This window comes from Nitrosomonas sp. PY1 (assembly GCF_022836435.1).
Classification (GTDB): Bacteria; Pseudomonadota; Gammaproteobacteria; order Burkholderiales; family Nitrosomonadaceae; genus Nitrosomonas.
On sequence record NZ_BQXC01000001.1, the window covers coordinates 1,430,187 to 1,443,620 of the forward strand.

The 13,434-nt window shown below is 41.8% G+C and carries 11 protein-coding genes and 1 pseudogene; 4 read left to right on the top strand and 8 right to left on the bottom strand.

Annotated features, from left to right (window positions below):
• Positions 1-314 precede the first annotated feature (314 nt).
• Together W03_RS06720 and W03_RS06725 are read right to left on the bottom strand one after the other, a co-directional pair.
• Positions 315-1,337, bottom strand: a pseudogene (locus W03_RS06720) (IS110 family transposase).
• A 198-nt stretch (positions 1,338-1,535) separates the two neighbouring features.
• Positions 1,536-4,427, bottom strand: coding sequence for an EAL domain-containing protein (locus W03_RS06725; RefSeq protein WP_244072242.1), 2,892 nt, complete (start codon positions 4,425-4,427; stop codon positions 1,536-1,538).
• Positions 4,428-4,751: 324 nt separating this feature from the next.
• Here W03_RS06725 and W03_RS06730 point away from each other — a divergent pair, with 324 nt between their 5' ends.
• Entirely contained in the window at positions 4,752-6,131 is a 1,380-nt protein-coding gene (locus W03_RS06730) for an L-serine ammonia-lyase (protein ID WP_244072243.1), read from the top strand.
• A 75-nt stretch (positions 6,132-6,206) separates the two neighbouring features.
• Here W03_RS06730 and W03_RS06735 read toward each other — a convergent pair whose 3' ends face one another.
• The 6 genes from W03_RS06735 to W03_RS06760 all read right to left on the bottom strand — a co-directional run bounded on the left by W03_RS06735 (position 6,207) and on the right by W03_RS06760 (position 10,624).
• Complete coding sequence (locus W03_RS06735; RefSeq protein WP_244072244.1) at positions 6,207-6,554, bottom strand: hypothetical protein; 348 nt, start codon at positions 6,552-6,554, stop codon at positions 6,207-6,209.
• Between the two features lie 56 nt (positions 6,555-6,610).
• Entirely contained in the window at positions 6,611-7,426 is an 816-nt protein-coding gene (locus W03_RS06740) for an RNA methyltransferase (protein WP_244072245.1), read from the bottom strand.
• Between the two features lie 33 nt (positions 7,427-7,459).
• Complete coding sequence (gene hisD / locus W03_RS06745) at positions 7,460-8,758, bottom strand: histidinol dehydrogenase (RefSeq protein ID WP_244072246.1); 1,299 nt, start codon at positions 8,756-8,758, stop codon at positions 7,460-7,462.
• A 24-nt stretch (positions 8,759-8,782) separates the two neighbouring features.
• Positions 8,783-9,427, bottom strand: coding sequence for an ATP phosphoribosyltransferase (hisG, locus tag W03_RS06750; protein ID WP_244072247.1), 645 nt, complete (start codon positions 9,425-9,427; stop codon positions 8,783-8,785).
• Between the two features lie 12 nt (positions 9,428-9,439).
• Positions 9,440-10,081 carry a superoxide dismutase gene (locus W03_RS06755; protein ID WP_244072248.1) on the bottom strand — a complete coding sequence of 214 codons (642 nt, stop codon included), beginning with the start codon at positions 10,079-10,081 and terminating at the stop codon, positions 9,440-9,442.
• Between the two features lie 111 nt (positions 10,082-10,192).
• Positions 10,193-10,624, bottom strand: a complete 432-nt coding sequence (locus W03_RS06760) for a biopolymer transporter ExbD (RefSeq protein ID WP_244072249.1) — start codon at positions 10,622-10,624, stop codon at positions 10,193-10,195.
• Between the two features lie 201 nt (positions 10,625-10,825).
• Here W03_RS06760 and purE point away from each other — a divergent pair, with 201 nt between their 5' ends.
• The 3 genes from purE to W03_RS06775 are packed head-to-tail and all read left to right on the top strand — an operon-like array spanning position 10,826 to position 13,414.
• Positions 10,826-11,359 carry a 5-(carboxyamino)imidazole ribonucleotide mutase gene (gene purE / locus W03_RS06765; protein ID WP_375792714.1) on the top strand — a complete coding sequence of 178 codons (534 nt, stop codon included), beginning with the start codon at positions 10,826-10,828 and terminating at the stop codon, positions 11,357-11,359.
• Entirely contained in the window at positions 11,359-12,504 is a 1,146-nt protein-coding gene (locus tag W03_RS06770; RefSeq protein WP_244072250.1) for a 5-(carboxyamino)imidazole ribonucleotide synthase, read from the top strand. Before purE ends, W03_RS06770 begins: the two co-directional genes overlap by 1 nt.
• A gap of 13 nt (positions 12,505-12,517) precedes the next feature.
• Positions 12,518-13,414 carry a phosphoribosylaminoimidazolesuccinocarboxamide synthase gene (locus W03_RS06775; RefSeq protein ID WP_244072251.1) on the top strand — a complete coding sequence of 299 codons (897 nt, stop codon included), beginning with the start codon at positions 12,518-12,520 and terminating at the stop codon, positions 13,412-13,414.
• The last annotated feature ends 20 nt before the right edge of the window (positions 13,415-13,434 follow it).

Consider the following 13,434-nt stretch of genomic DNA (forward strand, 5'->3'; position numbering starts at 1 on the left):
TCATTAATAGAGACCTTACATGGGCGCCCACAATTTGCAAGGGATTCGATTGTTGATGATGAATTGGTTTAGATTGCAGCCATACATTCGGATTATAGTTGGAGAAGGTTCTCCTATCCCTGATGGAATTCGCTAAATAGCCCCTGATCATTGCAGCGCACTCGAAGTGCCAGGTCTCGTTAAGGTTAAGCTATTTACGGTCTTACCAGATTCGCCATCATGTCATGATTGCCCTAGCAATCTGTGAAAAATTGTCCCTATTTAAAATACCAGTCTGTTTTATCGATTGTTAATCAAATTAATTCCAATACCAGTTACACTGGTACGCAGTTGGCCTTAAAGGAAGTGCCTTTGGTCAGGAGTGCCCAAATAATACGCGCATTTTTGTTGGCCAAAGCGACTGCCACTACATTTTTATTGCGCCTGGTCAATATTTTTCCAAGCCAGTTGTCAGATATTTCCTTGTTATCGGCATACCGGATTACGGCGCGTGCACCATGAATTAACAAGGTACGCAAATAACTATCACCCCGTTTGCTGATACCGAGCAAGACTTGCTTACCTCCGCTTGAGTGTTGTCTGGGAACCAGACCTAGCCAAGCCGCTAATTGCCTGCCGTTCTTGAATTCTCGTGCGTTACCTCAGGTGGCTACGATGGCGCTTGCGGTAATGGGGCCAAGACCAGGGATTTTTGCCAGCTTCCGGCTGGCTTCGTTATCTTGGTGCCAGCGCTGAATTTGTATTTCCAGTTCATTGACTTGCCTATCTAGTTCTTTCAGGTGATCAGTCAAGCGTGCTAGTAATTGTCGCATGGTCTGTGTCAGCCCGTTTTCACCATCTTCTAGTATGTCCGGTATTTTCTGAGTGATCGTGCAAATTCTATGAGATAAAACAATGCCAAATTCAGCAAGTAAACCACGTATTTGATTTCCCTGCGCCGTCCGGGCTTTCACAAAACCTTGCCTTGCTCTATGTACCGACAGAATCGATTGTCGCTCAACGGTCTTTTTGGTGACAAAACGCATCGTCGGCCGGCCTACTGCTTCGCAGATGGCTTGCGCATCTGCTACATCATTTTTATTCGTTTTGACATATGGCTTGACAAATTGTGGTGCCATAAGCTTCACCGTGTGACCGTAGAATTCCAATTTCCTAGCCCAATGGTGTGCGCTGCCGCAAGCTTCCATGCCGATCAAACAGGGTTCAAGGTTAGCAAAGAATTTCGCCATCTCACTTCGGCGCAACTGCTTGCGTAACACAGCTCTGCCTTGCGCATCCACACCGTGAATTTGAAATACTTCTTTTGCCAAATCAATGCCTATCGTTGTAATCTTCATGTCGGACGCTCCTCTCTTGTTTAGTGGGCTTTATTGCACCATTACTTTGGCACTTCGATGCCGTTTAGGGTAGTGGGCGTCCATTCCATTATTGCAAAACCCCATTTCTTAAAATCTTATATCAATAAAAACAATAATCTGGAAATGTGTCAAAGGACTTTTGCAATGATATCAATATGTTGAAATATTCGCTGCTGCCTAATGCGCAGGATGTTTGGGCGGAAATATACAATTATTATCCATCAATAATTTTTCAAATGCCTTTGCCTTAATAGGCTGCGAATATAAAAAACCTTGCCCGTAATCACACCCGAGACGCATCAATAACTCCTGTTGCGCTTTTGTCTCAACTCCCTCTGCAATAGTTTTAATTTTAAGCTTGTGCGCCATCACAATAATCGCCTCGACCAAAGTGCGATCAGTTTCATTTTCCATCAATTGATTAATAAAAATCCGATCTATCTTTAAATAATCAATATCAAACTTCTTGAGATAGGATAATGACGAGAAACCCGTACCGAAATCATCGATCGATACCTCAATACCATTATTGTGGAACTCGAGTAGATGCTCTTGAACAACCGATGAGTCCTTTAATAAAAGGCTTTCGGTGATTTCAACATTAATACTGTTACCGGGTAATCCGAGCCGCTCTAGCTCCTTTAACCAGCTAAACTTATTCATAAACTTGAATTGTAGCGGTGACATATTGACGCTGATCTGTACATTACAACCCCACCGCTCAGAGCACTGCTGAATCAGCGCGATGGCATGCTTAAATACCGCATCACCCACTTCTAAGATCAAACCACTCTCTTCTGCCAGAGGAATAAAAACACTCGGACTAACTAACCCTCGGCGCTGATGATTCCAACGCACCAACGCTTCTCCTTTCACAAAACAACCACTTGATAGATCGATGATAGGTTGATAATACACTTGCAGTTCATTTTTCTCGATAGCTTGACGCAGGTCGCGAATTAATATCATTTTCTCATGCGCTTCGCGTTGCATGGATGGAGTAAAACACGAAAAACGATTACGCCCTTCATGTTTTGCGGCATACATTGCTTGATCGGCGTGCTTCATTAGAGTTTTCATCTGCATGCCATCATCTGGATAGAACACGATCCCGATACTGGTCGAAATATAATAATCCGTTTGGTTACGATCAAAATTAAAAGGCTCGTTCAAGCTCTGAATAATACTCTGCGCAATTAGTCTGATTTGCGTGCGATTAGCGATCATTGATAAAATTACGGCAAACTCATCCCCTCCCAAACGGGCTACGGTATCCTGCTCCGTGATACAATTCTTGATACGGATAGCAACCTGCTTTAATAATTCGTCGCCTTTATCATGACCCAAAGTATCATTGATATCTTTAAAATGATCTAAATCTAAAAATAATAATGCTAGCAACGAACCATTCTTGCGAGATTCTTGAATTTTCATCTCAAGCCGGTCTTTAAATAAATTACGATTTGGTAATCCCGTCAGTGAATCGTAATTCGCCTGGAACAAAAGTAACTCATCTTTCTTTTTCTTTTCGGTGATATCGGTAAATTGCGATACATAATAATGAATGCAATTATCTTTGTGGCGAATCACGCTAATGCTGACCCACTTTGCATGTAGCGTACCATCTTTATGTTTATCCCAGATTTCACCTTGCCAATGATCATCGTTAAAAAGTGTTCGGCGTATTTCTTGATAAAAATCGGCATCATGACACCCAGAACGCAAAAATTCCGGACTTTTACCTTGAACATCCGTTAAGGTATACCCCGTCATTCGTGTAAAAGCTGGGTTTATTTGTATAATCAAATCATTTTCATCGGCCACCATAATCGCTTCGCTACTCGATTGGTAAATGGTTGCGGCCAAGCGCATCGAATCGTAGGTATGCTTTTCTTTAGTGATATCCTGATAAGTTCCCAGCACACCAATAATTTCATTGCGGTGATTTCGCAGCGGTACTTTCGATGTCCTTTGCCACAGAATCCTTCCATCGGGCGAATTACGGGGCTCCTCGTAAGCCAGCTTTGAGAGACCTGTATCAATTACATGGCGGTCATCATTACGATAAATATCCGCATGTTTCTTGCCATGCAAATCATAGTCGTTTTTACCAATAATTTGCTGCATCGATTCCGCCCCATTATCCTTAGCAAAAGCTGAGTTACAGCCGATATAATTTAATTCATTATCTTTCCAGAAAATTCGAACGGGAGCCGTATCGATAATTGTTTCCAGAAGATTGCGAGACTCGACTAACGCTATCTCCTTCATCTTCCTATCGGTAATGTCCGCAATAGTACCTACATAACCCAACACATTTCCTCGACAATCACGTTCTGTTTGCGCGCGCCCAACAATCCATTTAATTTTTTGCTGCTGAGTTTGGAATCGATATTCCGAAACGAATTGCCTTTGTTGCTGTACGGTATTACGCCATTCGTATAGAACGCGCACTCTGTCGTCGGAATGAACGCAGTTAATCCACGCGGACCCCAACACCATTTCATCGCACACATCGGCAATTTCACACCATCGTTCATTCACGTAAACATATTCCCCTGCAGCATCGGTTCTAAAGATACCGATGGGCGCTAGCTCTGCTACGCTACGAAAAAGCTGCTCATTGTCGCGCAAAGTTTTTTCAATATTTTTTTGTTGGGTAATATCAATAATAATGCCACGCCAACAGGTCGCCTTATTTTTATTGCGCTGCGGAATAGAATAGCTCCATATCCATTTCTCACCGCTTGATGTTTCAATAGGATATTCATAAACCCACGGTACTAAATTCTCTAAAGAATTTTGCAAAGAAGCTTCTAAAGCTGGAATAAATTCGAGAGGGACCTTATCGAAAATAATTTTCACATTGGCCATACATTCAGCTGCAGTATAACCAATCAAGTCAACAACACTTTCACTAATAAAAGGTAAAGATCGATATTTTTCTTCATCAACGCAAAACTCAAAAGCAACACCGGGAACGCTTTTGATAAAATCATCAAAGCGCTTATCACGTATTCTGAAACTAGTGGAATCTTGATTGAGTAAATGACCTAAATCTGGTTTCATCGTTAAGCATTCATCCCTTTATTTAATGATTAAAAGCTTATACCGAACACATCGATTACAATACTATGTAGCAAATAGTTGAGATTAACACATCATATATATTTAATTAACAACCACATAAAAAAATCATAACCACCTTCTAACAGAGTGCATAGTGAAAATTACAGGTTTAGCTGGAGCAGTTGTTTTAAGTTTAAGCCGAGCGAACTTTATTCCTTTTCATACATCTTTGTCACATTGCGGTAAAATCCACACTTTCATGATAATTTAGAAGCTGGTAGTAAACTTCTAAGTATGTTTTTTTTATTCACAGGTTACTACTGTATGTTTATTAGTACGCTTGATCTTTTCAAAATTGGTATTGGCCCATCCAGTTCACATACTATGGGTCCGATGGTAGCAGCTAAGAACTTCCGTGATCTTCTGGAAAATTTTATTTCCAACAATACCGTTTCCGATTTTCTTCATGTCCGTTGCACGTTGCGAGGATCGCTTGCTTTTACTGGTAAGGGTCACGCCACCGACCGAGCTGTTACCTTAGGTATGTATCGACATACTCCGCAGGCTCTGGCAAAAATAGATGTCAACACACTTTTCCAAGAACTCTGGCAACAGAATTCTTTTTATACCGATAACGATAGATTAATTCACTTTAAGCCTATCGAAGACATCGTTTTTGATCGTAGTGACCCGCTTCCTGAGCACCCTAACGGTATGATCTTTCAGTTGCTCGATGGCACAGGTAAAACGCTACTTAGCGAAACCTATTTCTCAATTGGTGGAGGCTTTATTTCAACCATTGCTGAAATTGGACAAATCGTCGCACCTCTCAAAATTGAACCAGTACAGTCGTGCGGTTTCCCTTTTGAGAGCGCCAATCAAATGATGAAAATGTCACTCGATAGTAAGTATTCGGTGAGCTCTATGAAACGTAGCAATGAGCAAGAGCGGATGAGTGAAATAGAACTGAATCAAGGTCTCGATGCGATCTGGGATGCCATGCGCACTTGTCTAGAAAAAGGACTGATCACGGAAGGAAGGTTACCGGGTGGGCTCAATATCAAGCGTCGTGCAGTTGCTTTATATCAGCAACTACAAAACCAACCAGACAAAGCCAATATGAACGATTGGCTTTGTGCTTACGCAATGGCTGTAAATGAAGAAAACGCTGCAGGCCATATGGTTGTTACTGCTCCAACCAACGGAGCAGCCGGCGTTATACCAGCAGTCATTTATTATTTAGTTAAACACGAAGGTATTACTCTCGAACAAGTGCGTGATTTTTTGCTAGTTGCAGGTGCAATTGGCGGATTAATCAAACACAATAGCTCAATTTCAGGAGCAGAAGTGGGTTGCCAGGGCGAGGTAGGCTCTGCTTCGGCGATGGCGGCGGCTGGCATATGTGCTGTTAAAGGTGGATCCACGGAGCAAATCGAGAATGCTGCTGAAATCGCGTTAGAGCATCATTTGGGAATGACTTGCGATCCAGTCGGTAGCCTTGTTCAAGTACCTTGTATTGAGCGCAACGGTTTTGGCGCAATCAAAGCTTATACCGCTGCGTCGCTTGCCATACGTGGAGATGGTCAACACTTCATGTCACTCGATAATTGCATTGCAGCAATGAAACAAACCGGATTGGAAATGTCAGTAAAGTATAAAGAAACTTCATTAGGAGGCTTAGCCGTCAGTATCACGGAATGCTAAGACGTTCTTCCGGAAATTTAAGACATATCCAATCAGACTGAAAACTATATGTATTCTTGTATGGTGGATACTCGCTTATTTTTTGATTTCTGTAGATGTCACAAAAATTAAAGTAGTGAATGTGCGATTCAGCGTTTTGCTGGTAAAGTTGCTCATCGTCATGTTTTTCACATAACGAATATGATCGCCTTTCTTGACCTGCGTAGTAGGTGCGGCGATCCAGAAACGCCCCCCTGCATTTTCCAGCTCCATATAGGTATAACCAGTTGTATCAATCACATCAACCACCACACCTTCATTTTTCGCCGAACTGTCATTGGATAATTGTATATTTTGCGCGTCTTGCGGCTCATGATGCAACGCCATGACATTAAATGAATAAAACATCAACAAGGTAATTAATGATAAAAAAGAAATCTTCATAAGCACTACTCCGAAAGTTACAAATAGATAATATCTGCGTATCATACACTGTGGCGTTATTTAGCATCAATCCTATTATCTGCAGCAATATTGTCTTGCCTTACTTTTTCAAACATACAAATCGCAGCTGCTGCAGCCACATTTAATGATTCTGTTTTACCAGGCATTGGAATCCTAATAACCTCATCAGCTTGTTGCATCAACTCGGAAGATATCCCGCTACCCTCATTACCAAACACGAAAGCTACTGGGCCTCGTAATGAAATATCAAACAGGTCTTTTGTTGCAGTAAGCGAAGTAGCAACCACCTGACCCGGGAAGCCTTGGGCAATTTTAACTAAATTACTATTTTCATAGATATCTAAAAAGAATTGTCCCCCCATACCTGCACGTAATGTTTTGGGCGACCAAGCATCACTACAGTTATTCGATAAATAAGCGTTATTGGCATTAGCTGAAGCAGCAGAACGTAAAATAGAACCAAGGTTGCCAGGATCTTGAATATTTTCTAGCAACAGGGAAAAATCTTCCACAACATTATTGTCAACTTTCTCTACCACCGGTTTAGCAATGATTGCTAATATACCCGTGGGCGCTTTAACCGGAGAAACTATCCGCATTAGCGCATCACTTACAACCACAATCTTTGGCAAAGCAACGCCCAAAAGCTCATGTAAGCTTTTTGAATTGTCGCAATGTCGAAGATAGGATTCGCTGGCAATGACTTGCTCAGGAAAGCCCCAAGCGGCTCGATATGTTTGTATCAAATGCAAGCCATCAAGCAATGTCAAGTTTGTTTCTTTGCGATAATGCGTGGATTCTTCTAGTTTGATTAAACGTTTAATCAATGGATGCTGACGAGAAGTGATCATCGCAACCGATCAATATTAAAATCAGCTATGCCACTAATCTTTAAAGCGATATTCTGCTGATCGTGCGTGAGCTTGTAAACCTTCACCATGAGCCAATACCGAGGCAATCCTACCTAATTTGGCAGTATCTTGTGGTCCTACTTGTATCAAGCTACTCCGCTTCTGAAAATCATACACGCCAAGTGGTGAGGAAAAGCGGGCAGTACGAGAAGTCGGCAGTACGTGATTGGGTCCCGCGCAATAGTCGCCAAATGCTTCGCAGGTATTTTTACCAATAAAAATAGCGCCTGCATGATAGATTTTATCAAGCCATTTTTCTGGTTGATCAATCGATAACTCTAGATGCTCAGGTGCAATTTTATTGGATATTTCACATGCTTCATCCAAGCTTCGCACTTGAATTAGGGCGCCTCGATTTTTCAATGATGTACGAATAATCTCCTGCCGAGGCATTTCCGGTAGCAACCGCTCGATACTCTGCATAACTTGCTTTAAAAATACTTGATCGGGGCATAGCAAAATCGACTGTGCCATTTCATCATGCTCAGCTTGAGAAAATAAGTCCATCACGATCCAATCAGGATCGGTTTTACCGTCACATATTACTAAGATCTCGGAAGGACCCGCTACCATATCGATCCCGACAATACCAAAAACGCGCCGCTTAGCAGCGGCCACATAAGCATTGCCTGGACCGACAATTTTATCGACTTGTGGTATGGTTTCCGTACCATACGCTAACGCACCAACCGCTTGCGCACCACCAATGGTAAATACACGATCCACCTGACTAATTGCTGCGGCTGCCAAAACCATATCATTTCTTTCCCGATCTGGTGTAGGCACTACCATAATAAGTTCTTTGACCCCGGCAACTTTAGCTGGAATGGCATTCATCAAAACCGAGGAAGGATAAGAGGCCTTGCCCCCAGGAACATATAAGCCAACTCGATCGAGGGGCGTCACCTTCTGACCTAATAGACTATTCCCATCCTGATACTGCCATGAAGCTAACAGTTGCTTTTCATGATAGCCGCGAATCCGGTCGGCTGCTTGCTGTAAAGCTGTACGTTGCTCAATCGGCAAAATCGCTAAAGCATGTTGCAAATCAGCATGTGTTAATTCCAAGTCTTGTGCAGCATTAATCGAAAGTCGATCAAAACGATTGGTGTATTCTATGACCGCACTATTTTTTAATTCACGGACATCGGCAAGAATCTTGGCAACGGCAACATCGATTGCATCATCCTGCGCGTTTTCAAAAGCCAGCAGCTTGTCAAGATTTTGCTGAAAATCAGTATCGGTTGAATTGAGTTGTGTTATCTGCACCATCAGTAAATAATGAACATCTCTATATTATTTTTTAACCGTTTCATTAAATGCATCCAAAATAGGTTGAATCGCTTGAGCTTTTAATTTTAACGCCGCTTGATTAATAATCAATCTCGCCGAAATGGGTACGATCTCTTCCACTGCTTTTAAGTGGTTAGCTTTCAAAGTATTCCCGCTGGATACCAAATCAACAATTGCATCAGCTAGTCCGACTAAAGGCGCCAGCTCCATCGATCCATATAATTTGATCAAATCGACATGAACACCTTTATTAGCAAAGTGTTCTCGCGCAGTTTGGACATATTTCGTAGCTACGCGCAGTCGTGCACCTTGTCGTACTGCAGACTCATAATCAAATCCATCTGGTACGGCTACCATTAGACGGCAGCGTGCAATATTCAAATCCAACGGCTGATAAAGCCCTGCCCCGCCATGTTCCAATAGCACATCCTTACCCGCGACACCGAGATCGGCCGCACCATATTGCACATAAGTCGGCACATCCGTAGCTCGCACAATGATCAATCGAACATTGGAACGATTGGTGGACAAAATCAGTTTGCGCGATGATTCTGGGTCGTCGCTAGCAATGATTCCGGCCGACTTAAGTAGCGGCGTAGTATCCTCGAAAATCCGCCCTTTTGATAAGGCGATGGTGATATCCGTCATAAAACTAGAATCTTACTCGAGATTGGCTGCAGCAAAATCCCAGTTAACCAACTTATCCAGTATCATGTTCACATAATCTGCACGACGATTCTGATAATCAAGATAATAGGCATGTTCCCATACATCAATGGTCAATAACGGACGAAGGTTTTTGGTGATTGGCGATTCAGCGTTACCGGTCTTAGCAACAGTAATTTTTCCGCCATCAACCACTAGCCAAGCCCAGCCGCTACCAAATTGCGTAACAGCAGCTTGTGCAAATTCCTTCTTGCAATTCTCTATACTGCCAAATGAAGCTTCAATTTTTTGTTTTAATGTACCAGTCGGTTCACCACCGCCGTTAGGCTTCAAGCTATGCCAATAAAACATATGATTCCAGACCTGTGCAGCATTATTAAAAATTGCTGCCTTATCAGCCTGTCCAGCAGAAGCTTTGATAATCTCTTCGAGAGATTTACCTGCCAAATCGCTATTTGCAACCAAATTATTCAAGTTATCGACATATGTTTTATGGTGCTTGCCATAGTGAAAACTCAAAGTATTCGCAGATACTACAGGCTCAAGCGCATTATTAGCATAGGGTAATGGTGCCAAAATGTATTGTGAGCCGGATTGCGCAGCCTTAGAAAAATTACCAAGATTGTAATTAGACATTATTTTCTCCTTATAAAAAAGCCGATTCTGATTCTTCAAATATCATTCATTGTAAACACAGTATTCCATTAAGTTAGTCAAGCAAGAAGAAAAAACTTAAGCAGAATTAGTTTATTCTTGTGAACTTGTTTCTGTAGTGAACGTAATTTTACTATGCCCAGCTAAGCGAGCGGCTTCCATGACTGTAATGACGGATTGGTGTGCTGCTTTTGCATCAGCATTTATGATGATGAATGGATCGGTCATATTTTGCGTAGCAATTTGCAATGCATCGCGCAAACTTTCGATACTAATAAATTTAACGGGGATTAAATTGATAGTATATTCTCCTGTAGCACTTACGGTGATATCAATCGTATTTGGTTTTTCAACATTCTCATTGACTTCTTCCGTTCCCGCTTGTGGCAAATTGATTTCTAATTGCGCAAATTTTGAATAAGTCGTCGTTACTACGAGAAAAATCAAAATCACCAGCAAAACATCAATCATAGGTACTAAATTGATTTCTGGTTCATCATTTTGTTTACCGCGCTGAAAATTCATAAAACTATCTATAATGTTGTTAAAATGAAGAAAAATCAGTTTGAATTGTTGTAAGTTTAGTGATTGAAAGAAATCAACTGCAATCCATCTAGTATAATACCAATTATGCTTCTGGTTAAAGTGAATCCAATAAAATTACCGGGCAACAAGCATTAATAAACAACTGACAAATATTTGGCTGTATTTTTAATAAGGAAAATAATGGCCCACAAAAACCTATCATTAATTTCTTCCACGGATGAAAAACGTGTGATTCAACCATCAGTCAGTGTGGTGATGGGCAGTAAAAGTGATTGGCCAGTCATGCAACATGCTGTTGATATTCTGAAAGAATTTCGTATCGATTACGAAGTAAAAGTTGTTTCAGCACACCGCACACCTAATTTAATGTTCGAATTTTCCGAACAGGCAAGAACACGTGGCATTCAATGCATTATCGCCGGTGCAGGAGGAGCAGCACATCTGCCTGGCATGATTGCAGCGAAAACCACACTCCCTGTGTTAGGTGTTCCAGTTAATTCAAAATATCTACAAGGTGTTGATTCATTACTTTCCATCGTACAAATGCCAAAAGGGGTTCCTGTTGCCACGTTTGCTATTGGTGAAGCCGGCGCAACTAACGCTGGATTATTTGCTGTTGCACTACTAGCGAATAACAATAGCGAAATGAACGCACGGCTCAATCAATACCGACAAAAACAAGCCGAATCAGTACTGACGGTCGATTTGAAATAATGCGCAACAAAATAATGCCTGGAGCCATGCTCGGCGTACTAGGTGGCGGCCAACTAGGTAGTATGTTTGTAACAGCTGCGCAGAAAATGGGTTATTTTGTAACAGTATTGGATCCATCTCCGGACAGTCCGGCTGGACGCATTGCAGACGATTTTATTTGTGCAAACTATACCGATCAATCGGCATTAAAAAAAATTAGTAACCAATGTGCTGCGGTAACCACAGAATTTGAAAACATTTCTGCCGATGTATTAGAAGCACTATCTGCTCATTGCCAAGTTAGTCCTGATGCGGCAAGTGTTCGTACAGTGCAAAACCGAATTACTGAAAAACAGTTTCTGGCAACAAATGGTTTTACAATCGCACCCTATTGTGTCATTCGACACGCTGAAGATTTGTTAACACAAGGCGTGGATAATTACTTACCAGGCATACTCAAAGTCAGTCAGTTTGGCTATGATGGCAAGGGGCAGAAACGCGTTGAAAATGCAGCTGATCTTAAGTTGGCTTTCGAAGCACTGAATCATTCTGTTTGTGTTCTAGAGAAACTCATACCGTTGAATTTAGAGGTTTCTGTTGTGGTTGCTCGAAGCGCCACTGGACAAATAGAAATTTACCCAGTCTCAGAAAATCAACATGTTAATGGTATTCTTGACATTAGCATCGTTCCAGCGCGCATTACAACATCCCTGGCTAATCGTGCGCAAATGGTAGCTTGCCAGATTGCTGAGAAACTTGATTATTGTGGTGTTTTGTGTGTGGAATTTTTTGTGTCCGCCACAGTCAATGGTGAGTTACTTGTTAATGAAATTGCTCCACGCCCGCATAACAGCGGGCATTATTCCCTGGATGCTTGCATCACTTCGCAATTTGAACAGCAAGTTCGAACATTATGCCGCCTCTCACTTGGCGAAACCACGCAACATACGCCTGCCATTATGGTCAATATGCTGGGAGATTTGTGGCATAACGGTGAACCGAATTGGAATCATGTATTGCAACACTCTTCGACAAAATTGCATTTGTATAGAAAAACTGAGGCTCGACCGGGCCGAAAAATGGGACATTTCATAACCCTAAATAACTCTTTAGAAACCGCATTACAGCAGGCCATTGCCATCAAAAACAGTCTTAACTTAAACTAATAAAACACATCACATGATAACTACCGACGCTTTATTTGAAAGCACAATTCAAAGCCTGCCGCTGGTGCATCGCGGTAAAGTGAGAGATATCTATTTTGTTAATGACGAGCATCTATTAATCGTTCAAACCGATCGTTTATCCGCATTTGATGTCATCCTGCCAACTCCCGTTCCTGGTAAAGGAAAAATTCTCACCGCACTATCGGCCTTCTGGTTTAAGAAACTTGCACACATACTACCTAACCACTTAACATTTATTGATCCCGAATCAGTAGTAGCCGAAAACGAGCGACATCAAGTGCATGACCGTGCATTTGTCATTCGCCGATTAAAACCATTGCCGATTGAGGCCATCGTGAGAGGTTATGTGGCCGGTTCCGGATGGAAAGACTATCAGCAAACCGGTGAGATCTGCGGCATTTCAATTCATCCTGGATTAGATTTAGCAGAAAAGCTACCTGGTGGTGCTATTTTTACACCTTCCACCAAAGCACCTGTCAACACGCATGATGAAAACATTACTTTTGAGGTCGTTGAAAAAAAATTGGGCGACATACTGGCTGCATTAGTACGTAAAAAAGCCATCCAGTTATATTCTGAAGCGGCAGATTACGCCATACAACGCGGCATTATCATTGCGGATACCAAATTTGAATTTGGTCTTGATAATGCCGGTCAACTTTATTTGATTGATGAAGTATTAACACCTGATTCATCACGTTTCTGGCCAGCGGATCAATATCATACCGGGGAAAATCCACCGAGCTTTGATAAACAATTCGTGCGTGATTGGCTGGAACAACAAAATTGGAACAAAAAAGTACCTGCACCAGAACTATCGAAGCAGGTTCTGCAACAAACGATAGAAAAATACCAAGAAGCCTTACATTTACTAACTACCAATGATTAAAAATCTTTTTTGTATATTTT

What these genes read in the sequence shown, in the direction of transcription:
- W03_RS06730 (WP_244072243.1), top strand. Translation starts at nt 4,752, where the DNA reads ATGTTTATTAGTACGCTTGATCTTTTCAAAATTGGTATTGGCCCATCC.
- purE (WP_375792714.1), top strand. Translation starts at nt 10,826, where the DNA reads ATGGCCCACAAAAACCTATCATTAATTTCTTCCACGGATGAAAAACGT.
- W03_RS06760 (WP_244072249.1), bottom strand. Translation starts at nt 10,624, where the DNA reads ATGAATTTTCAGCGCGGTAAACAAAATGATGAACCAGAAATCAATTTA.
- hisD (WP_244072246.1), bottom strand. Translation starts at nt 8,758, where the DNA reads ATGGTGCAGATAACACAACTCAATTCAACCGATACTGATTTTCAGCAA.
- W03_RS06770 (WP_244072250.1), top strand. Translation starts at nt 11,359, where the DNA reads ATGCGCAACAAAATAATGCCTGGAGCCATGCTCGGCGTACTAGGTGGC.
- W03_RS06725 (WP_244072242.1), bottom strand. Translation starts at nt 4,427, where the DNA reads ATGAAACCAGATTTAGGTCATTTACTCAATCAAGATTCCACTAGTTTC.
- hisG (WP_244072247.1), bottom strand. Translation starts at nt 9,427, where the DNA reads ATGACGGATATCACCATCGCCTTATCAAAAGGGCGGATTTTCGAGGAT.
- W03_RS06740 (WP_244072245.1), bottom strand. Translation starts at nt 7,426, where the DNA reads ATGATCACTTCTCGTCAGCATCCATTGATTAAACGTTTAATCAAACTA.
- W03_RS06755 (WP_244072248.1), bottom strand. Translation starts at nt 10,081, where the DNA reads ATGTCTAATTACAATCTTGGTAATTTTTCTAAGGCTGCGCAATCCGGC.
- W03_RS06735 (WP_244072244.1), bottom strand. Translation starts at nt 6,554, where the DNA reads ATGAAGATTTCTTTTTTATCATTAATTACCTTGTTGATGTTTTATTCA.
- W03_RS06775 (WP_244072251.1), top strand. Translation starts at nt 12,518, where the DNA reads ATGATAACTACCGACGCTTTATTTGAAAGCACAATTCAAAGCCTGCCG.